Origin of the sequence: Burkholderia territorii, assembly GCF_902833055.1 — a bacterium.
Lineage (GTDB): Bacteria > Pseudomonadota > Gammaproteobacteria > Burkholderiales > Burkholderiaceae > Burkholderia > Burkholderia territorii.
In genome coordinates, this window is sequence record NZ_CADFEJ010000015.1 from 60,680 (window position 1) to 80,549 (window position 19,870).

The following is a 19,870-nucleotide window of genomic DNA, read 5'->3' on the forward strand; positions in this document are numbered from 1 at the left end:
GCATGGCCGCCATGACGAACTTTCGGTTGTCCGCCCTTATTGGCTCGGGCTAAATCATGCGTCATGAGCCGGGCCGCACGCGTCACGCGGGCCGGCGCGAAAGACATATGAAGGAGGAGTCATGCGAAGCGCCACCACGCCCCGTTCGAAACTGCCGGACGTCGGGACGACGATCTTCACGGTGATCGGCCAGCTCGCCGCGCAGCACGATGCACTGAACCTGTCGCAGGGCGCGCCGAATTTCGCGCCCGATCCGGCGCTCGTCGACGGCGTCGCGCGCGCGATGCGCGACGGCCACAACCAGTACGCGCCGATGGCCGGTGTCGCGTCGCTGCGCGAACGTCTCGCGGAGAAGACGGAGGCGCTGTACGGCACGCGCTACGACCCGGGCACCGAGATCACGGTGATCGCGAGCGCGAGCGAGGGCCTTTACGCGAGCATCAGCGCGCTCGTGCATCCGGGCGACGAAGTGATCTATTTCGAGCCGTCGTTCGACAGCTATGCGCCGATCGTGCGGCTGCAGGGCGCGACGCCGGTCGCGATCAAGCTGTCGCCCGAGCATTTCCGCGTGAACTGGGACGAGGTGGCCGCGGCGATCACACCGCGCACGCGGATGATCATCGTCAACACGCCGCACAACCCGACCGCGACGGTGTTCTCCGCCGACGATCTCGAACGGCTCGCGCAGCTCACGCGCAATACCGGCATCGTCGTCCTGTCGGACGAGGTCTACGAGCATGTCGTGTTCGACGGCGCGCAGCATCAGAGCGTCGCGCGTCACCGCGAGCTCGCCGCGCGCAGCGTGATCGTGTCGTCGTTCGGCAAGTCGTTCCACGTGACGGGCTGGCGGGTCGGCCATTGCATCGCGCCGGCCGAACTGATGGACGAGATCCGCAAGGTGCACCAGTTCATGGTCTTCTCGGCCGATACGCCGATGCAGTTCGCGTTCGCGGAAATCCTCGCGCGGCCGGAAAGCTATCTCGGCCTGTCGGCGTTCTACCAGGCCAAGCGCGACCTGCTCGTGCGCGAGCTGGCCGGATCGCGCTTCGAGCTGCTGCCGAGCGAAGGCTCGTTCTTCATGCTCGCGCGGTTCCGGCACTTCTCGGACGAGCGCGACAGCGACTTCGTGCTGCGCCTGATCCGCGATGCGCGCGTCGCGACGATCCCGCTGTCGGCGTTCTACACCGACGGCACCGACGCGGGCGTGATCCGGCTCAGTTTCTCGAAGGACGACGCGACGCTGATCGAAGGCGCGCGGCGGTTGCGTTCGCTGTAACCGCGGGCGCGGCCCGCACCCCAAGCACGCGACGTGTACGTCGCACGGAAAGTCAACGACGGAACCGGAGCACGTGCGAACGCGCGGCGCCGGCCGACAAGCCAGGAGATCACGATGAAGCATGCACATACCCTCAAGCTCGCGTTCGCATTCGCGTGCGCGCTCGGTTCCGGCGCGGCGCTCGCCGACGGGCAGACGCTGCGTTTCGGCCTCGAGGCGCAATACCCGCCGTTCGAGTCGAAGGCGCCGAACGGCGATTTGCAGGGCTTCGACATCGACGTCGGCAACGCCGTCTGCCAGACCGCGAAGCTGTCGTGCAAGTGGGTCGAGACGTCGTTCGACGGGCTGATTCCCGCACTGAAGGGCCGCAAGTTCGACGCGATCAACTCGGCGATGAACGCAACCGAGCAGCGGCGCCAGGCGATCGACTTCACGACGATCATCTATCGCGTGCCGACGCAGCTGATCGCGCGCACCGGCAGCGGCCTGCTGCCGACGCCGGAATCGCTGAAAGGCAAGCGTGTCGGCGTGCTGCAGGCATCGATCCAGGAAACCTACGCGAAGGCGCACTGGGAGCCGGCCGGCGTGTCGGTCGTCGCGTACCAGGATCAGAACCAGGCGTATGCGGACCTCGTGGCGGGCCGCCTCGACGCAACGCTGGTGCTCGCGCCGGCTGGCCAGCGCGGTTTCCTGTCGCGCCCGGACGGCAAGGGTTTCGCATTCGCCGGCCAGCCCGTGCGCGACGACCGCATTCTCGGCAGCGGGATCGCGTTCGGCCTGCGCAAGGGCGACGACGCGTTGAAGGCGAAACTCGATGCCGCCATCGACAAGCTGAAGGCGGACGGCACGGTGAAGTCGCTCGGCCAGAAGTACTTCGGCGATATCGACATCTCCGCGAAGTAAGCGGACACGCACGATGCAGAGCCAGGCTATGAGCGCACAGGCCGCCGCAGAGACGGGCGGCCACGCTGCGGCGCTGCCGGCGGACGACGCGCTCGAGGCGGCGCTCGTCGCCGGCCTGGGCGACGCGCTGGTCACGCGGGCGGCCGAGATCGATCCGCGCTACTTCACCGCGTACAACGAGCCGGCCGGTGTGCGGCCGCGCGCGCTGGTGCGCCCGCGCAGCGTCGACGATGTATCGCGCACGCTCGCGCTGTGCACGCGGCTCGGGCAGCCGGTCGTGCCGCAGGGCGGCCTCACCGGGCTCGCGCGCGGCGCGGTCGCACTGGGCGGCGAGGTCGTGCTGTCGATGGAGCGTTTCGCAGGTGTCGAGGCGATCGATGCGGCGGCGGGCACGATGACGGTGCGCGCCGGGACGCCGCTCCAGACGGTGCAGGAAGCCGCGGACGCGGCGGGTTTCACGTTCGGCGTCGATCTCGGCGCTCGCGGTTCGTGCCAGATCGGCGGCATGCTGGCGACCAACGCGGGCGGCACGCGCGCGATCCGCTACGGAATGATGCGCGAGCAGGTGCTCGGCCTCGAGGCCGTGCTCGCCGACGGCACCGTCGTATCGTCGATGAACCGGATGCTGAAGAACAACGCGGGCTACGACCTGAAGCACCTGTTCATCGGCAGCGAAGGCACGCTCGGCATCGTCACGCGTGCCGTGCTGCGGCTGCATCCGAAGCTGGCCGCGCCCGCCACCGCGCTCTGCCGCGTGCATGGCTACGACGCCGTCGTCGGGTTGTGGAACCGCCTGCGCGCGCTGCCCGAAATCGTCAGTTTCGAAGCGATGTGGCCGGCCTTCTACGATTACGTCGCGGGCCACACGCCCGGCGTCGTCGCGCCGTTCGCGGGCGACGGCGGCTTCGCGGTGCTGATCGAGTGCGCGACGAGCGCACCGGGCGGCGATGCGCGCCACGCGCTGGAAACCGGCCTCGAGGCGGCGATCGACGCGGGGCTCGTCGACGATGCGGCGCTCGCGACGTCCGAGCGGCAGGCGCGCGATCTCTGGACGCTGCGCGAAGGCCTCGCGATCGATGCGCTGCCGCATCTGGTGAACTTCGACGTGAGCCTGCCGACGGGCGAGCTCGGCCTGTTCGCCGAGCGTTGCGAGGCGGCGTTGCGTGCGGCCTGGCCCGATATCGTTTGCCTGTTCTTCGGTCACGTGGGCGACGGCAACGTGCATATCGGCGTATCGCTCGCCGCCATGCGCGACGCGGACGCCGACGCGATCGATCGCTGCGTGTACGCGGTCGTGCGGGACATGGGCGGCTCGGTGTCGGCGGAGCACGGCATCGGCATGCTCAAGCGCGCGTATCTCGCGCATACGCGCAGCGAAGCGGAAATCGGCTTGATGCGGCGCCTGAAGGCGGCGCTCGATCCCGCCGGCGTGCTCAATCCCGGCAAGGTGCTTTGATCGGCGCGAGCCGCTGGCGGGCGCGTCAGCCGTCGACCCAGCGCAGTGCGCCGATCTTCAGGTGTTCGACGATGCTGCGCGCCCAGTCGAGCTCCGCATTGAGCAGCACGAGCGCATGCTCGTTCTGCAACAGGAACAGGCGCGGCACCTGGTCGTTCTGCGCGGCGTTGCGCAGCAACTCCAGACGCTCGCGTTCGGCCTCGAGCGCGGCGATGCGGCGCTCGAGTTGCTGGCGGGCATCGTCGGCGTCGAGCAGCGGCAGGAATGCGAGGCCGGCGCCGAACGCCGGAAACTCGCGCGCGGGCTCGGCGAGCAGTGCATGCAGCCACGCCTGCCCGGCCGTGTGCCCGGCTTCGGTCAGCGTGTACAGCGTGCGTTCGGGAAACGCGCCGTCGCGCTCGGTGTCGTGCACGGCGATCAGCCCGTCGCGCAGCAGCCGGTCGATCGTCTGGTAGAGGCTCGTGCGCTGCCGGACGTTGACGACTTCGTCATAGCCGCGCGCCTTCAACTGCTGGAGCATCCCGTACGGATGCATGGGCGTTTCGGTGAGCGTCGCGAGGACCGCGAGCGCGAGCGGAGACGGGCGGCTTGTTGCCATGAATAGTTCGGTTATGTCTAGTCAGAATATAACTAGTATCAACTAGACCATCATATTCCACAAGGGTTTCAGCCGAGGTGCGAGCGCTTCGCGGCCGGCGCGACGGTCTCCATCGTCGTCAGACCGTGGACGATGCCGCAGTCCTCGACCGAGTGTTCGCCGACGCACTGGCGCCGCAATTCGGTGAGCTGGTCGCGCAGGTGCGTCAGTTCGGCGAGGCGCGCGTCGACGTGGCCGATGTGCTCGTCGAGCAGCGCGTTGACCGAATCGCACGGGTCGGCCGGCGTGTCCGTGAGCTGCAGCAGCGTGCGGATTTCGTCGTGCGCCATGTCGAGCGCGCGGCAGTTGCGGATGAAGCGCAGCCGCTCGACGTGCACGTCGGTGTAGTTGCGGTAGTTCGAATCGGTGCGCTCCGCGTCCGGCATCAGCCCTTCCTTCTCGTAGAAGCGGATCGTTTCGGGCGTGCAGCGGGCCGCCTTGGCCAGTTCGCCGATCTTCATGGCTTTCTCCTTTGCAAGGGTTGACCTTGTAGTGGCTTCAGGGTGTTAACTCTACACCGTCAAGCCATAGAGGAGGTTGTCATGACCGACGCCCAGCGTACCCCCGACCCACGACACCGCGATGCCGGCGGCGCCGATGCGTGCTGCGCCGACACGTGCGACACGCAGGCGGCGACCGTTGCCGACGCGGCACCGGCGGTCGGCGAGCACGCGCATGGCGAAGCGGCGGCGCATCGCGCGCAGCCGCAGGCATGCGGTCACGATCATGACCATGATCACGCATCGGCGCGCGCCACGCGCGACGATCACGGCGACCATGCCGGCCACGCGCACGACGGCGCACATGCGCACGGCGCGGCATGCTCGCGCGACCACGCGCCGCATGACCATGCCGGTCACGACCACGACCACGACCACGACCACGCGGCCGGCGCCTGCTGCGCGCCGGCCGCGCTGACGCTCGCGCCGTTGCCGGCCTCGCGCTCGACCGCATCGGGTCACGTGCGCTCGGCGTTCCGGATCATGCAGATGGACTGCCCGACCGAGGAAACGCTGATCCGCAAGAAGCTCGGCGCGATGCAGCAGGTGTCCGCGCTCGAATTCAACTTGATGCAGCGGATGCTGAGCGTCGAACACGTGCCCGGCGCGCAGCCGGCGATCGAAGACGCGATCCGCACGCTCGGGATGACGCCGGAGGCCGCGTCGGCCGACGCACCGGCCGCGCCCGTCGCGCCGCCGCCCGCGAAGCCGTGGTGGCCGCTCGCGCTGGCCGGCGTCGCCGCGATCGCGTCCGAGGCCGTCAGCTGGGCCGGCCTGCCGGTGTGGCTGTCGGCGGCGCTGGCGCTCGCGGCGGTACTCGCATGCGGGCTGACCACCTACAGGAAGGGCTGGATCGCGATCCGCAACGGCAACCTGAACATCAACGCGCTGATGAGCATCGCGGTGACGGGCGCGATGGCCATCGGCCAGTGGCCGGAAGCCGCGATGGTGATGGTGCTGTTCACGATCGCCGAGCTGATCGAGGCGAAGTCGCTCGATCGCGCGCGCAACGCGATCCAGGGCCTGATGCAACTCGCGCCGGACACCGCGACGGTGCAGGACGCCGACGGCACGTGGCGCACGATCGAGGCCGCGCGGGTCGCGCTTGGCGCGATCGTGCGCGTGAAGCCGGGCGAGCGGATCGGGCTGGACGGCGAGGTCGTCGCGGGCCGCTCGACGGTGAACCAGGCGCCGATCACCGGCGAGAGCCTGCCGGTCGACAAGACGGCCGGCGACGCGGTGTACGCGGGCACGATCAACGAAGCGGGCTCGTTCGACTATCGCGTGACGGCGGTCGCCGCCAACTCGACGCTCGCGCGGATCATCCACGCGGTCGAGCAGGCGCAGGGCGCGAAGGCGCCGACGCAGCGCTTCGTCGACCAGTTCGCGCGCGTGTACACGCCGATCGTGTTCGCGGTCGCGCTGCTGGTCGCGGTGGCGCCGCCGCTCGTGACGGGCGGCGCGTGGCACGACTGGATCTATCGCGCGCTGGTGCTGCTCGTGATCGCGTGCCCGTGCGCGCTGGTGATCTCGACGCCGGTGACGATCGTGTCGGGGCTCGCGGCCGCGGCGCGGCGCGGGATTCTCGTGAAGGGCGGCGTATATCTGGAGGAAGGCCGCAAGCTCGCGTGGCTCGCGCTCGACAAGACCGGCACGATCACGCACGGCAAGCCGGTGCAGACCGACTTCGACGTGCATGCGACGGACGTCGACGCGGCGCGCGTGCGTCACCTCGGCGCGAGCCTCGCGGCGCGCTCGGATCACCCGGTGTCGCAGGCGATCGCCGCCGCGGCGCGCGATGCGAAGACGGCAGCATTCGCCGATGTAGAGGACTTCGAAGCACTCGTCGGGCGCGGCGTGCGCGGCACGATCGACGGTGCGCGCTACTGGCTCGGCAACCATCGGCTCGTCGAGGAGCTCGAACGCTGCTCGCCGGCGCTGGAGGCGAAGCTCGACGCGCTCGAGCGGCAGGGCAAGAGCGTCGTGATGCTGATCGACGACACGCGCGTGCTCGGCATCTTCGCGGTGGCCGACACGATCAAGGACACCAGCCGCGCGGCGATCGCCGATCTGCACGCGCTCGGCATCCGCACCGCGATGCTGACCGGCGACAACCCGCACACCGCGCAGGCGATCGCGCGGCAGGCCGGCATCGACGATGCGCGCGGCAACCAGTTGCCCGAGGACAAGCTGGCGGCGGTCGAGGAACTGTCGGCGGGCGGCGCGGGCGCGATCGGGATGGTCGGCGACGGCATCAACGACGCACCGGCGCTCGCGCGCGCCGACATCGGCTTCGCGATGGGCGCGATGGGCACCGACACGGCGATCGAGACGGCCGACGTCGCGCTGATGGACGACGACCTGCGCAAGATCCCGGCGTTCGTGCGGCTGTCGCGCGCGACGCACCGCGTGCTGGTGCAGAACATCGGGTTCGCGCTCGGCGTGAAGATCGTGTTCCTCGGCCTCACGGTCGCGGGGCTCGGCACGATGTGGATGGCCGTGTTCGCCGATGCCGGCGCGAGCCTGATCGTCGTCGGCAACGGCTTGCGGCTGTTGTCGAAGACGGGCGTGTTCGACGGCGCGGCGGCGAAGCGATGAGGAGCGGGCGATGGGCTTTCTGAAACGGATTCTGGGCGGCCACGGAGGCAGTCACGGCAGCGGCCATGGGAAAGGCAGCCATCACGGCGGGCAGCAACGCGACGGCCACGGCGGCCACGATGCGCGCGGCCACGACCGTTATGGCTGGGGCTGGCCGCCATCGGCCGACGGGCAGAGCAGCCCCAACGGCAACATGCCGCTGCGCCAGCTCGCGTGCGCGGGGTGCGGCGCGATCAACGCGGCGGATGCGCGATTCTGCGCGCAGTGTGGCGTATCGCAGCGCGGCAAGGCGTGCAGCCGGTGCCACGCAGCGCTGGCCACCGACGCACGCTTTTGTCCCGGCTGCGGGACGCAGGCCGCGTAACGCTTGGTCGCCGGCCGCGTTGCCGGCGTAACGATCGTTCCACCACGGTACGACACGGCGCCTGCAACAGGCGTCGCAAGCCACGACGCGCGGGCGCGCAGCCCGCGCGCCGAAAAACACCGCTCAACGCAGCGGCAAATGGATCTCGGTGCGCAGGTCGGCGGGCGCCGCATCCATCGGCGTATTCAGATACAGCTCGAACGGCGGCGCATCGGCGGCTTCGCGGCCCGAGTGCCGCAGCCAGTCGCCGTACAGCCACTGATAGGCCGTCTTCAGGTCCGCATAGGGGCCGGTATGCAGCAACACCGCGTACTCGCCACCGGCGAGCGTCATGCGTTCCACGGGCGGCGCCGGCTCGACGTCCGGCGCGCTATCGGCCGGCACGATGCACGCTTTAGCGCGCAATTGCGCGTCGGGCGTCGTATCGGGATCGTCGTAAAAGATCCCGATCATCCTCGCGCCGGGGCCGATCAGCCCGTGCCGCCCGGCCCATGCGCCGATCTGCGCGAATGCGTCGCCGACCTTCAGGTACGCGCCGATATGCGGCACCGCATAGCCGCGCAGTTCCGGCAGCCGCCGGATCTCGACTTCATGCTTGAACATGTCTTCCTCTCCTCGCTGTAACGGATAGATCGGCCGGTGAACGCCGGCGCGCCGGTGCTGCGCGGGCGGCACGCCGTAAGCATCGCGAAATGCGCGGGCGAACGCGTGCGTCGAGCCGTAGCCGGCGCGCCGCGCGATCGCGTCGAGCGGCAGCGTCGTGCACGCGAGATCCTCGGATGCGCGCACGATCCGCATCCGCCGCACCGTCAGCACGATCGACTCGCCATACAGCGCGCGATAGACGCGCTGCCAGTGATACGGCGACAGGCACGCGATTTCGGCGAGCCGGTTCAGGTCGAGCGTGTCGTCGAGGTGCGTGAGGATGTAGTCGTGCACGCGGGCGATGCGTGCCGCATAGCGGGCCCACGCGGGCGTTTCGATTCTGGTGTCGACGGTCATGCGTGCGTCCCGGGCAAGAGTCGACGTCACGGTAGCACGCCGCCGATTGATAAATCTTGCGGAGATGCGTAGCGCGCAAACTTCCGGCCCTTTTTATTTCGACGAAATTGGGTCTCGTTCCCGTCGATCTGTGTCTAAAGTTAAAGACGGTGAAATCGGGTGATCGCGTCATTTTTCTCGGGTAAGTTGCTCGGACGGCAACGCACGCTTTTCGAAGTACGCAGGTAGTTCGTCGATGTTCAATCGCAACGCCACGTTTTCGGGAGAAGAAGAAATGGATGCTTCCAGCTTCATCACGTCGCTGCAGACCACGCTAGGCGGATACCTGCCGAAGATCGCCGGGGCGATCGGTATCCTGGTGATCGGCTGGCTGATCGCCGTGGCGGTGCGGGCCGGCGCGCTCCGGTTGCTCAGCGCGCTGAAGGTCGATCAGCGCATCAACGAAAGCACCGGCCAGGGCGCGTGCGTCGAACGGATCATCGCCGGCGGCCTGTTCTGGCTCGTGCTGCTCGTGACCGCCGTGGGCATCTTCAACGTGCTCAACCTGTACGCGGTGTCCAATCCGTTCTCGCTGCTCGTCACCCACATCGTCAACTACCTGCCGAACCTGATCGGCGGCGCGGCGCTGACGCTGATCGCGTGGCTGATCGCATCGCTGTTGCGCAGCCTCGCGAACCGCGCGCTGAAGGCGAGCAAGGTCGATGACAAGCTGTCCGAAAGCGCGGGCATGCAGCCGATGAGCGGCTATCTCGGCGACGTGCTGTTCTGGCTCGTGATCCTGATGTTCCTGCCGGCGATTCTCGCGTCGTTCGCGCTGTCCGGCCTGCTGTCGCCGGTGCAGGGCATGGTCGACAAGCTGCTCGCGATCGTGCCGAACCTGTTCGCGGCCGCCGTGATCGGCTTCGTCGGCTGGATCGTCGCGCGCGTGCTGCGCGGCCTCGTGACGAACCTGCTCGTCGCCGCCGGCGCCGATCGCCTCACGCAAGGCCTCGACAGCCCGACGCCGGTGCGCGTGTCGAGCCTGGTCGGCACGATCGTCTACGTGTTCGTGTTCGTGCCGACGCTGATCTCGGCGCTCGACGCGCTGAAGATCGACGCGATCTCGATTCCCGCGACCAACATGCTGAACCAGTTCCTCGGCGCGGTGCCGGACATCGTCGCGGCGATCGTGATCGTGCTCGTCACGTTCTACTTCGCGCGCTTCGTCGCGTCGCTCGCGCAGAAGCTGCTGGAGGCCGCCGGTGTCGACGGACTGCCGGCCGTGCTCGGCGTCGAGCGCGTGTTCTCGGGAATCCTTCAGCCGTCGGTGCTGGTCGCGCGGCTGATCGTGTTCTTCGCGATGCTGTTCGCGTCGGTGGAAGCCGCGAACCGGCTCGGCTTCACGCAGGTGCGCGACGTCGTCACGCTGTTCATCGAATTCGGCGGCCACGTGCTGATGGGCGGCGTGATCCTCGTGATCGGCGTGTGGCTCGCGGGCCTCGCGCGCCGCGTGATCGAGCAGGCCGACCGCGAGCACAGCGTGCTGTTCGCGCGCATCGCGCAATTCGCGATCCTCGGCCTGGTATTCGCGATGGGCCTGCGTGCGATGGGCATCGCCAACGAGATCGTGCAGCTCGCGTTCGGCCTCGTGCTCGGCGCGATCGCGGTGGCGGTTGCGCTGTCGTTCGGCCTCGGCGGCCGCGAAGCGGCCGGCAAGCTGCTCGACCGCTGGTTCAACCAGCGCGGCGGCGGCCAGTCGGGCCAGTAACGCGTCGGTCGTCCGGCCGCGTCGGGCGGCCGGGCGGCGCGCGCGGGAAAAGCGTGGCGCGCGGCCGGCGTTGCCGTCAGCGAAACGTCAGCCGCCATCTTTGCCGAATTTCGATAACACGTCGTTTAATGACTCTCTAGCATCGATTCTCAGTCGCGCGGGCCCGGCAGGCCGGCGCCTTTCAGGAGAATCCGATGAAAGCAGAGTCGAATGGCCGGCCCGCCGCCGGCGCCAAGTCGTCCGGCCAGCCCGCGCTGCAGCAGACGCTCGGGACCTGGCAACTGTGGGGCATCGCGGTCGGCCTCGTGATTTCAGGCGAATACTTCGGGTGGAGCTACGGCTGGGCGAGTGCCGGCACGCTGGGTTTCGTCGTCACCGCGCTGTTCGTCGCGGCGATGTACACCACCTTCATCTTCAGCTTCACCGAGCTGACGACGTCGATCCCGCACGCGGGCGGCCCGTTCGCGTATGCGCGCCGCGCGTTCGGCCCGGCGGGCGGCTATCTCGCCGGCGCGGCGACCCTCGTCGAATTCGTGTTCGCGCCGCCCGCGATCGCGCTTGCGATCGGCGCATACCTGCACGTGCAGTTTCCGGGGCTCGAACCGAAACACGCGGCAATGGGCGCGTATCTCGTGTTCATGGCGCTGAACATCGTCGGCGTGCAGATCGCCGCGACGTTCGAGCTGGTCGTCACGCTGTTCGCGATCTTCGAGCTGCTGGTGTTCATGGGCGTCGTGTCGCCGGGCTTCGCGTGGAGCAATTTCATGAAGAGCGGCTGGTCGGGCGCCGATCATTTCAGCGTCGGCGCATTCCACGGGATGTTCGCGGCGATCCCGTTCGCGATCTGGTTCTTCCTCGCGATCGAGGGCGTCGCGATGGCCGCCGAGGAGGCGAAGAACCCGAAGCGCTCGATCCCGATCGCCTACGTGGCCGGCATCCTGACGCTCGTCGCGCTGGCCGTCGGCGTGATGGTGTTCGCCGGCGGCGCGGGCGACTGGACCAAGCTCGCGAACATCAACGACCCGCTGCCGCAGGCGATGAAATACATCGTCGGCGCGAACAGCGGCTGGATGCACATGCTCGTGTGGCTCGGGTTGTTCGGCCTCGTCGCATCGTTCCACGGGATCATCCTCGGCTATTCGCGCCAGATCTTCGCGCTGGCCCGCGAAGGCTACCTGCCGGAGTGGCTCGGCAAGGTGCATCCGCGCTTCAAGACGCCGCATCGCGCGATTCTCGCGGGCGGCGTGGTCGGGATCGCGGCGATCTACAGCGACGAGCTGATCCAGTTCGGCGGCCAGACGCTCACCGCGAACATCGTGACGATGTCGGTGTTCGGCGCGATCGTGATGTATATCGTAAGCATGGCGGCGCTGTTCAAGCTGCGCCGTTCGCAGCCGAACATGGCGCGGCCGTTCCGCGCGCCGCTGTATCCGTTCTTCCCGGCATTCGCGATCGTCGCGGCGCTGATTTGCCTCGGGACGATGGTGTACTTCAACGGGCTGGTGGCGATGGTGTTCATCGCGTTCCTCGCGCTCGGCTACGCGTATTTCCTCGCGACCCGTGCGCAGCGCGCGAGCGCACCGGCCGACGTGCTGCTGGAGGAATGACGATGGCTCACCCGAACGGCCGCTGGTGACGGCATCCGGCGCGCCCCGTGAAACGGGCGCGCCGTCGGCGTTTCGCAAGGCAAGGACTGGCAAGGAGATTCGAACGATGTCCTACACGGAGACGATCGGCCCGCGAACGTACCGCTTCGCGGACCTGAAGACGCTGCTCGCGAAGGCGAGCCCGCTGCGCTCCGGCGACCAGCTCGCCGGCGTCGCGGCGGCGAGCGAGGAGGAGCGCGTCGCCGCGAAGATCGCGCTCGCGGGCGTGCCGCTGAAGGCGTTCCTGAACGAAGCGGTGATTCCGTACGAGCACGACGAGGTCACGCGCCTGATTCTCGACGATCACGATGCGGCCGCGTTCGCGGAAATCTCGCATCTCACCGTCGGCGACTTCCGCAACTGGCTGCTGTCGCCCGCGGCCGACGGCGCCGCGCTCGAGCGGATCGCGCCGGGCCTCACGCCCGAGATGGTGGCGGCCGTGTCGAAGCTGATGCGCAACCAGGACCTGATCGCGGCGGCGAGGAAGCGCCGCGTCGTCACGCGCTTTCGCAACACGGTCGGGCTGCCCGGCCGGATGTCGGTGCGCCTGCAGCCGAACCACCCGACCGACGACGTGAAGGGCATCGCCGCGTCGATGCTCGACGGGCTGATGTACGGCTGCGGCGATGCGATGATCGGGATCAACCCGGCGACCGACAGCCTCGCGGCGATCGTGAAGCTGCTCGCGATGATCGACGGGTTCCGCGAGCGCTACGGCGTGCCGACGCAGTCGTGCGTGCTCACGCACGTGACCAACACGATCGCGGCGATCGAGAAGGGCGCGCCGGTCGACCTGGTGTTCCAGTCGATCGCCGGCACGGAGAAGGCGAACGCGAGCTTCGGGATCTCGCTCGCGCTGCTCGGCGAGGCGCGCGAGGCCGCGTTGTCGCTCGGGCGCGGCACCGTCGGCAACAACCTGATGTACTTCGAGACGGGGCAGGGCAGCGCGCTGTCGGCGAACGCGCATTTCGGCGTCGACCAGCAGACCTGCGAGGTGCGCGCGTATGCGGTCGCGCGCAAGTTCGATCCGTTCCTCGTGAACACGGTGGTCGGCTTCATCGGGCCGGAATACCTGTACGACGGCAAGCAGATCATTCGCGCGGGGCTCGAGGATCATTTCTGCGGCAAGCTGCTCGGCGTGCCGATGGGCTGCGACATCTGCTACACGAATCACGCGGAAGCCGACCAGGACGACATGGACACGCTGCTGACGCTGCTGGGCGCTGCCGGCATCAACTTCATCATGGGCATTCCGGGCGCCGACGACGTGATGCTCAACTACCAGAGCACGTCGTTTCACGATCAGCTCTACGTGCGCGAGGTGCTCGGCCTGCGCCGCGCGCCCGAGTTCGAGGAGTGGCTGGAAACGATGGAAATCGCCGACGCGCACGGCGCGCTGCGCGCCGCGAACGCGCGCGTGCCGCTGCTCGCGGGCGCGAACGACTGGATGGGGATTTCGGCATGAGCGACGCCGTCGAGAAGAATCCGTGGGCGCAGCTGAAGTCGTTCACGAACGCGCGGATCGCGCTCGGCCGCGCGGGCAGCAGCCTGCCGACCGCGCCGCTGCTCGCGTTCAACCTGTCGCACGCGCAGGCGCGCGATGCGGTTCATCAGCCGCTCGACGCCGATGCGCTGCGCCGCGAGATCGACGCGGCCGGCTTCGCGACGCTCGGCGTGCAGAGCGCGGCGCCCGACCGCCAGCATTACCTGCGCCGGCCCGACCTGGGCCGCAAGCTGTCCGATGACGGACGCGCGCTGCTGGCCGGCTACGGCGCGGCGCTCGACGACGCGCCGGACGTCGTGTTCGTGGTCGGCGACGGGCTCTCGGCGTTCGCGGCCGCGAAGCAGGCGCTGCCGTTGCTGCAGGCGATGCGGCCGCGCCTGGACGCGGACGGCTGGCGAGTCGGCCCGGTGGTGGTCGCGACCCAGGCGCGCGTCGCGCTCGGCGACGAGATCGGCGAGCTGCTGCGCGCGCAGGTCGTCGCGATGCTGATCGGCGAACGGCCGGGGCTCAGCTCGCCGGACAGCCTCGGCGTGTACCTGACCTGGGCGCCGAAGGTCGGCTGCCACGACGCGTTGCGCAACTGCATCTCGAACGTGCGGCCCGAAGGGCTGCCGCATGCCGCCGCCGCGCACAAGCTGCATTACCTGATGACGCACGCGCGCAGGCTCAAGCTGACGGGTGTCGGCCTGAAGGACGACAGCGACGCGCTGCTGCCCGACGCGCAAGCGGAGCGGATCGGCGCCGCGTGACGGGGCGCCCGTCTACTTGAACAGCCGCTCGCACAGGAAGTCGACGAACACGCGCAGCTTCGGCGACAACTGCCGGCTCGACGGCCACACGATCGAGAACTGGCCCGGCGCGATCCGGTAGTCGTCGAGCACGGTGACGAGCGCGCCGCTCTCGAGCGCGTCGCGCGCGAGGAAGTCGGGCATGTAGCCGATGCCGAGCCCCGCCATCACCGCGCCGCGCAGCGCTTCCATGTTGTTGCAGGTCATCGCGGTGCGCAGCTTCAGCGGCGTGCCGTCGTCGGCGGCGAGCGCCCAGTCCTGCAGCTTGCCGGTGGTCGGGAAACAGTAGCGCACGCAATCGTGCGTTTCGAGATCGTGCGGCGCCCGCGGCGTGCCGGCCTGCGCGAGATACGCGGGCGTCGCGCACAGCACGAACGCGAACGGGCCGAGCCGCCGCGACATCAGGCTCGAATCCGACAGCGGGCCGCTGCGGATCACCGCGTCGAAGCCGCCTTCGACGACATCGACCATCCGGTCGTTGAAATCCAGGTCGAGCTCGACGTCCGGATAGCGCTGCCTGAATTCGGGCAGCACCGGCAGCAGGAACCGGTAGCCGATCACCGGCAGGCTCACGCGCAGCTTGCCGCGCGGGCGCTGCGCGGAGGCCGTCACCGTCGCCTCCGCATCACGAAAATCCTCGAGGATCCGCTGGCACCGTTCGTAGAAATGGCGCCCTTCGTCGGTGAGCGTGACGCGCCGCGTCGTGCGGTTGAACAGACGCACGCCGAGCGATTGCTCGAGCCGCGCGATCGTCTTGCCGACCGCGGAGGCCGAGATGCCGAGCGCGCGGCCGGCGGCGACGAAGCTCAGCGCTTCGGCGGTGCGGACGAAGGCGGCGATGCCGTTCAGGTTTTCCATCGACGTAGGCGAGCGAGCGGGTGGGTGGGAAGCAGGAGATTGAAGAATTTTAGTCCGCTATATGCGGAACTTTACATCGTTTTTCGATCATTGAATCGAAATTATCCTTGATCGCTCGTGAGGCGCATCCGCGCCGGCTTTTCGAGGAGCGATGATGGATCACCCGTTTTCAGCCGCTTCAGCCACGTCGGCGCGCCGGCGCGCGTGGGTGCTGGCCGCCGTCTGCATGGCCGCCGTCGCGCTGCCGCTGTCGTTTTCGGGCGGCGCGGTCGCGACGCCCGCGATCGGCCGCGACCTGCACGGCGGCCCGGTCGCGATGAACTGGATCACCAATGCGTTCATGCTCGCGTTCGGCAGTTTCCTGATGGCGGCCGGCGCGCTGGCCGACCAGTTCGGTCGCAAGCGCGTGTTCGCGATCGGTGTCGGCGGCTTCACGCTGATGTCGGTGGCGCTCGCATTCGCGCCGTCGATGCTCGCGGTCGACCTGCTGCGCGCCGCGCAGGGGCTCGCGGCGGCCGCGGCGCTGGCGGGCGGCACGGCCGCGCTCGCGCAGGAGTTCGACGGCGCGGCGCGCACGCGCGCGTTCAGCCTGCTCGGCACGACGTTCGGGATCGGGCTCGCGTTCGGGCCCGTGCTGGCCGGCGCGCTGATCGCGCACTACGGCTGGCGCGCGATCTTCGTCACGGGCGCGGCGGCCGGTGCGTTGTCGCTCGCGTTCGGGCTGCCGCGCATGCACGAGTCGCGCGATCCGCACGCGACCGGGCTCGACTGGCCGGGCACGGCCGCCTTCACCGTCGCGCTGACGCTGTTCACGTTCGGCGTGATCGAGGCGCCCGCGCGCGGCTGGACGCATCCGCTCGTCGTCGCGCTGCTCGCGGGCGCGGCGTTCGGTGCGTGCGCGTTCGTCGCGATCGAGACGCGCGTCGCGCGCCCGATGCTCGATCTGTCGCTGTTCCGGATTGCGCGCTTCGTCGGCGTGCAGGTGCTGCCGGTGTCGACCTGCTGCTGCTATATCGTGCTGCTCGTCGTGCTGCCGCTGCGCTTCATCGGCATCGATGGTTTCAGCGAAATCGACGCAGGATGGCTGATGCTCGCGATTTCCGCGCCGATGCTCGTCGTGCCGCTCGTCGCGGCGACGCTCACGCGCTGGCTGTCGGCCGGCGTGATCTCGGGGCTCGGGCTGCTGCTCGCGGCGGCGGGCCTCGTGTGGCTGGACGTCGCGCTGCGCGGCGGCGCCGGGCCGCAGGCGATCGTGCCGATGCTCGCGATCGGCGTCGGCGCCGGCATGCCGTGGGGGCTGATGGACGGACTGTCGGTCAGCGTCGTGCCGAAGGAGCGCGCGGGGATGGCGACGGGCATCTTCAGCACGACTCGCGTGGCAGGCGAAGGGATCGCGCTTGCGATCGTGGGCGCGGTGCTGGCCACGCTCGTGCACGCCGATTTGCGGCACGCGGCGGCGGGCGCGTCCGACGCGGCGTTGCGCGCGGCCGCGCGGCTCGCCACGGGCGATCTCGCCGGCGCGGCCGCCGTGTTGCCGGGTGTCGAGCGCACGGCGCTGCTCGCGAGCTATGCGCACGCGTTCGATCGGCTGCTGATCGGGCTTGCCGTCGTCACGGTGCTGTGCGCGGCGGTGGTGTTCGCGTTTCTCGGTGCGAGGCCGGTCGTGCCGGAAGCGGGTGGCGGCGACAGTGAATGTGCGCCTCCCGACGCGCCTGCGCACCGCCGGTCCGAACCGGCTTGCGCGGAGGCAGGCGGGCGGTGAGTGGCGCGGTGCGTTGCCGGGCACGCGTGCCTCGCGCATGGCGCCGGCGTGCTCGAGTTGCGCCGACCCGGTCGACGCATCACGCGGGCACAAGCGCTTGCAGTGCGTCACCGGCCGATGTGCGCCCGCGTGGCCGCGACACCGGCATCGTATGGAGCACGCGCATCACGCCAGCATGAGCGCCGGCAACCCCGCATCGGTCCGCGCATGCGCACTTTCCACATGGAGTACGCCTGCATCGTGCGGCGCAGGCGCATCACGCCAGCACGAGCGGCGGCAACCCCGCATCGGTCCGCGCATGCGCGCTTTCCACATCGACGACCACATAGCGCAGCGCATCGGGCCACAGGTGTGCGCGACTGCCGGCATCTTCATCGATCGACGCGCGCCCTTGCACGAGCCACGTCGTCTGCCGCACGAAATCGACGAACAGCAGCGCGATCGCCGGATTCACGAGCAGGTTGCCGATCGTGTTGAACAGGTTGTTGCCCGCGAAGTCGGGCAGCACGAGCGTGCGGCGATCGGGCAGGTCGACGAGCGGCTCGTACGAACCGTCCGCGCGCGGCTGCCGGCCGCGATACGAGCAGTCGCTGTCGCCCGCGGCGTTCGCGGTCGCGACGATCAGGAATGCCTGTTCATGGATGAACGCGACGGCATCGTCGCCGAGTGGGCGCGGGTCGTTCATGGTTCGGTCGGCACATGGCCGGTGCGTGCGGTTCCGCGTACCGCACGCAAGCGACATGCCATGCGGCGGGCGCGGCGCGCGGCGACGCGCGCGGGCACGCTGTGGAAAATCAGAACACCCGCCGCCGCGCCTGTGCCGTCGCGGTGTTCAGAATCGGCACACTCGTTTTGCATGCGCCGGCGCCGCCCGCGGCGGGCGGCCGGACGCACCGCTCCCGTTCCGTCATCGGCCGGTTTGGCACGCATGTTGCGTAAACCGTGCAGCGCGATCCAACCGGCGCTGTATTCACACAAGCACGATGAACAGGAGACATGTATGAACCCGTTTGACCTGAAACAACTGGGCCTCGACGTCGAATATCCGTACCGTCAGCAGTACGACAATTACATCGGCGGCAAGTGGGTTGCGCCGGTGAAGGGCGAATATTTCGAGAACGTGTCGCCGATCAACGGCAAGCCGTTTTGCCGCGTGCCGCGTTCGGGCGCCGACGACATCGAGGCCGCGCTCGACGCCGCGCATGCCGCGCGCCGCAAGTGGGGCAAGACGTCGGTCGCCGAGCGCGCGAACCTGCTGCTCGCCGCCGCCGACCGGATGGAAAAGAACCTGAAGCTGCTCGCGGTGGCCGAGACGATCGACAACGGCAAGCCGCTGCGCGAAACGATGGCGGCCGACCTGCCGCTCGCGATCGACCACTTCCGCTATTTCGCCGGCTGCATCCGCGCGCAGGAAGGCGGCATCTCCGAGATCGACGACAACACCGTCGCGTATCACTTCCACGAGCCGCTCGGCGTCGTCGGCCAGATCATTCCGTGGAACTTCCCGCTGCTGATGGCCGCATGGAAGCTCGCGCCGGCGCTCGCGGCCGGCTGCTGCGTCGTGATGAAGCCGGCCGAGCAGACGCCCGCGTCGGTGCTGGTGTTGATGGAGCTGATCGGCGACCTGTTCCCGGCCGGCACGATCAACATCGTCAACGGCTTCGGCAAGGAAGCGGGCGAGGCGCTCGCGACCAGCAAGCGCATCGCGAAGATCGCGTTCACCGGCTCGACGCCGGTCGGCAAGCACATCCTGCGCAACGCGGCCGAGAGCCTGATCCCGTCGACGGTCGAACTGGGCGGCAAGAGCCCGAACATCTTCTTCGCCGACGTGCTCGACCAGGACGATGCGTTCCTCGACAAGGCGCTCGAAGGCCTCGCGATGTTCGCGCTGAACCAGGGCGAGGTGTGCACGTGCCCGTCGCGGATCCTGATCCAGGAATCGATCTACGAACGCTTCATCGAGAAGGCCGTCGCGCGCGTCGAGCGCATCAAGGCCGGCCACCCGCTCGACCTGCAGACGATGATCGGCGCGCAGGCGTCGCAGCAGCAGCTCGACAAGATCCTGTCGTACATCGACATCGGCCGCGACGAAGGCGCGCAATGCCTGACGGGCGGCGAGCGCACGGCGCCGGCGGCCGAACTCGGCACGGGCTACTACGTGAAGCCGACGATGCTGCTCGGCAACAACAAGATGCGCGTGTTCCAGGAGGAGATTTTCGGGCCGGTCGCGTCGGTGATGACGTTCAAGGACGAGCAGGAAGCGATCGAACTCGCGAACGACACGTTCTACGGGCTCGGCGCGGGCGTGTGGACGCGCAACGGCACGCGCGCGTATCGGATGGGCCGCGAGATCGAGGCCGGCCGCGTGTGGACCAACTGCTATCACCTGTATCCGGCGCATGCGGCGTTCGGCGGCTACAAGCAGTCGGGCATCGGTCGCGAGACGCACAAGATGGCGCTGTCGAACTATCAGCAGACGAAGTGCCTGCTGGTCAGCTACCAGGCCGAGGCGCTCGGATTCTTCTGATCGCCGGTGCGGAGGCGACGTGCCGGCACCGGCCGGGCGGCAGTGCAACGCCGCCCGGTTTGGTGGCCGGTGCCGGACGGCGGCGCGTCCTTGGCCGGATTGCGCGTGCAACGTTCGACGGCCGGGCAATGGTTGCCGTGCCGTCGGGCGATGTTCGCGGCCCGGCCGCGCGCCTGCCGCCGGCGCGCGCGGCACGTCGCCAATTGCGTCTTTCGTCATTCGATAACGCGACGTCGGCCGCGCGTCGCCGGCGGCCCGCCTCGATGGCGGCACCGGCCGTCGCGCGTTCGCACCGCCTCGCG

16 protein-coding genes are annotated in these 19,870 nt (G+C 69.0%); 11 read left to right on the plus strand and 5 right to left on the minus strand.

Features of this window, described 5'->3' with window-relative positions:
* Positions 1-121: 121 nt before the first annotated feature.
* From HW466_RS22665 to HW466_RS22675, 3 genes are all read left to right on the plus strand, one after another.
* Positions 122-1,276: a pyridoxal phosphate-dependent aminotransferase gene (locus HW466_RS22665; protein ID WP_060297075.1), complete on the plus strand. Its 1,155-nt coding sequence runs from the start codon at positions 122-124 to the stop codon at positions 1,274-1,276.
* 114 nt (positions 1,277-1,390) lie between these two features.
* A complete protein-coding gene (locus HW466_RS22670) occupies positions 1,391-2,179 on the plus strand; it encodes an ABC transporter substrate-binding protein (protein WP_059452582.1) in 789 nt (262 codons plus the stop codon).
* Between the two features lie 28 nt (positions 2,180-2,207).
* On the plus strand, positions 2,208-3,635 hold the full coding sequence (locus HW466_RS22675; protein ID WP_174905909.1) for an FAD-binding oxidoreductase: 1,428 nt from the start codon (positions 2,208-2,210) through the stop codon (positions 3,633-3,635).
* Between the two features lie 25 nt (positions 3,636-3,660).
* On the opposite strand, the gene HW466_RS22680 is transcribed toward HW466_RS22675, so the two are convergent.
* Together HW466_RS22680 and cadR are read right to left on the minus strand one after the other, a co-directional pair.
* Positions 3,661-4,233: a PadR family transcriptional regulator gene (locus HW466_RS22680; RefSeq protein ID WP_060119717.1), complete on the minus strand. Its 573-nt coding sequence runs from the start codon at positions 4,231-4,233 to the stop codon at positions 3,661-3,663.
* A gap of 68 nt (positions 4,234-4,301) precedes the next feature.
* On the minus strand, positions 4,302-4,733 hold the full coding sequence (cadR, locus tag HW466_RS22685; RefSeq protein WP_059505566.1) for a Cd(II)/Pb(II)-responsive transcriptional regulator: 432 nt from the start codon (positions 4,731-4,733) through the stop codon (positions 4,302-4,304).
* Positions 4,734-4,814: 81 nt separating this feature from the next.
* On the opposite strand from cadR, the gene HW466_RS22690 reads away from it, so the two are divergent.
* Both HW466_RS22690 and HW466_RS22695 read left to right on the plus strand, forming a co-directional pair.
* Positions 4,815-7,370, plus strand: a complete 2,556-nt coding sequence (locus tag HW466_RS22690; protein WP_174905903.1) for a heavy metal translocating P-type ATPase — start codon at positions 4,815-4,817, stop codon at positions 7,368-7,370.
* Positions 7,371-7,380: 10 nt separating this feature from the next.
* Positions 7,381-7,734 carry a zinc ribbon domain-containing protein gene (locus HW466_RS22695; RefSeq protein WP_151006237.1) on the plus strand — a complete coding sequence of 118 codons (354 nt, stop codon included), beginning with the start codon at positions 7,381-7,383 and terminating at the stop codon, positions 7,732-7,734.
* Between the two features lie 123 nt (positions 7,735-7,857).
* Here HW466_RS22695 and HW466_RS22700 read toward each other — a convergent pair whose 3' ends face one another.
* A complete protein-coding gene (locus HW466_RS22700; RefSeq protein WP_059505560.1) occupies positions 7,858-8,736 on the minus strand; it encodes an AraC family transcriptional regulator in 879 nt (292 codons plus the stop codon).
* Positions 8,737-9,010: 274 nt separating this feature from the next.
* Here HW466_RS22700 and HW466_RS22705 point away from each other — a divergent pair, with 274 nt between their 5' ends.
* From HW466_RS22705 to eutC, 4 genes are all read left to right on the plus strand, one after another.
* Complete coding sequence (locus HW466_RS22705; protein WP_059452694.1) at positions 9,011-10,483, plus strand: mechanosensitive ion channel; 1,473 nt, start codon at positions 9,011-9,013, stop codon at positions 10,481-10,483.
* A 194-nt stretch (positions 10,484-10,677) separates the two neighbouring features.
* The gene (gene eat / locus HW466_RS22710) at positions 10,678-12,090 is read left to right on the plus strand and encodes an ethanolamine permease (protein WP_151006547.1); all 1,413 of its coding nucleotides are present in this window, start codon (positions 10,678-10,680) and stop codon (positions 12,088-12,090) included.
* A 106-nt stretch (positions 12,091-12,196) separates the two neighbouring features.
* Positions 12,197-13,594: an ethanolamine ammonia-lyase subunit EutB gene (locus tag HW466_RS22715; protein WP_059452590.1), complete on the plus strand. Its 1,398-nt coding sequence runs from the start codon at positions 12,197-12,199 to the stop codon at positions 13,592-13,594.
* The gene (gene eutC, locus HW466_RS22720) at positions 13,591-14,382 is read left to right on the plus strand and encodes an ethanolamine ammonia-lyase subunit EutC (protein WP_059452591.1); all 792 of its coding nucleotides are present in this window, start codon (positions 13,591-13,593) and stop codon (positions 14,380-14,382) included. The genes HW466_RS22715 and eutC overlap by 4 nt, the downstream gene beginning before the upstream one ends.
* A 12-nt stretch (positions 14,383-14,394) precedes the next feature.
* Here the strand turns inward: eutC and HW466_RS22725 are convergent, their stop codons facing one another.
* A complete protein-coding gene (locus tag HW466_RS22725; RefSeq protein WP_059452592.1) occupies positions 14,395-15,279 on the minus strand; it encodes a LysR family transcriptional regulator in 885 nt (294 codons plus the stop codon).
* A gap of 154 nt (positions 15,280-15,433) precedes the next feature.
* Between HW466_RS22725 and HW466_RS22730 the strand changes: the two genes are divergently transcribed.
* Positions 15,434-17,041 (plus strand): MFS transporter, encoded by a 1,608-nt coding sequence (locus HW466_RS22730; protein ID WP_176316100.1) that lies wholly within the window; start codon positions 15,434-15,436, stop codon positions 17,039-17,041.
* A 256-nt stretch (positions 17,042-17,297) separates the two neighbouring features.
* Here the strand turns inward: HW466_RS22730 and HW466_RS22735 are convergent, their stop codons facing one another.
* A complete protein-coding gene (locus HW466_RS22735) occupies positions 17,298-17,726 on the minus strand; it encodes a pyridoxamine 5'-phosphate oxidase family protein (protein WP_060347773.1) in 429 nt (142 codons plus the stop codon).
* 315 nt (positions 17,727-18,041) lie between these two features.
* Between HW466_RS22735 and exaC the strand changes: the two genes are divergently transcribed.
* Positions 18,042-19,568 carry an acetaldehyde dehydrogenase ExaC gene (exaC, locus tag HW466_RS22740; protein WP_059505548.1) on the plus strand — a complete coding sequence of 509 codons (1,527 nt, stop codon included), beginning with the start codon at positions 18,042-18,044 and terminating at the stop codon, positions 19,566-19,568.
* The last annotated feature ends 302 nt before the right edge of the window (positions 19,569-19,870 follow it).

Excerpts from the sequence above, each read along its gene's own strand:
- exaC (WP_059505548.1), top strand. The coding sequence starts at position 18,042 with ATGAACCCGTTTGACCTGAAACAACTGGGCCTCGACGTCGAATATCCG.
- HW466_RS22705 (WP_059452694.1), top strand. The coding sequence starts at position 9,011 with ATGGATGCTTCCAGCTTCATCACGTCGCTGCAGACCACGCTAGGCGGA.
- HW466_RS22670 (WP_059452582.1), top strand. The coding sequence starts at position 1,391 with ATGAAGCATGCACATACCCTCAAGCTCGCGTTCGCATTCGCGTGCGCG.
- HW466_RS22730 (WP_176316100.1), top strand. The coding sequence starts at position 15,434 with ATGGATCACCCGTTTTCAGCCGCTTCAGCCACGTCGGCGCGCCGGCGC.
- HW466_RS22680 (WP_060119717.1), bottom strand. The coding sequence starts at position 4,233 with ATGGCAACAAGCCGCCCGTCTCCGCTCGCGCTCGCGGTCCTCGCGACG.
- eutC (WP_059452591.1), top strand. The coding sequence starts at position 13,591 with ATGAGCGACGCCGTCGAGAAGAATCCGTGGGCGCAGCTGAAGTCGTTC.
- HW466_RS22735 (WP_060347773.1), bottom strand. The coding sequence starts at position 17,726 with ATGAACGACCCGCGCCCACTCGGCGACGATGCCGTCGCGTTCATCCAT.
- HW466_RS22665 (WP_060297075.1), top strand. The coding sequence starts at position 122 with ATGCGAAGCGCCACCACGCCCCGTTCGAAACTGCCGGACGTCGGGACG.
- HW466_RS22695 (WP_151006237.1), top strand. The coding sequence starts at position 7,381 with ATGGGCTTTCTGAAACGGATTCTGGGCGGCCACGGAGGCAGTCACGGC.
- HW466_RS22725 (WP_059452592.1), bottom strand. The coding sequence starts at position 15,279 with ATGGAAAACCTGAACGGCATCGCCGCCTTCGTCCGCACCGCCGAAGCG.
- HW466_RS22700 (WP_059505560.1), bottom strand. The coding sequence starts at position 8,736 with ATGACCGTCGACACCAGAATCGAAACGCCCGCGTGGGCCCGCTATGCG.
- cadR (WP_059505566.1), bottom strand. The coding sequence starts at position 4,733 with ATGAAGATCGGCGAACTGGCCAAGGCGGCCCGCTGCACGCCCGAAACG.
- HW466_RS22690 (WP_174905903.1), top strand. The coding sequence starts at position 4,815 with ATGACCGACGCCCAGCGTACCCCCGACCCACGACACCGCGATGCCGGC.
- HW466_RS22675 (WP_174905909.1), top strand. The coding sequence starts at position 2,208 with ATGAGCGCACAGGCCGCCGCAGAGACGGGCGGCCACGCTGCGGCGCTG.
- HW466_RS22715 (WP_059452590.1), top strand. The coding sequence starts at position 12,197 with ATGTCCTACACGGAGACGATCGGCCCGCGAACGTACCGCTTCGCGGAC.
- eat (WP_151006547.1), top strand. The coding sequence starts at position 10,678 with ATGAAAGCAGAGTCGAATGGCCGGCCCGCCGCCGGCGCCAAGTCGTCC.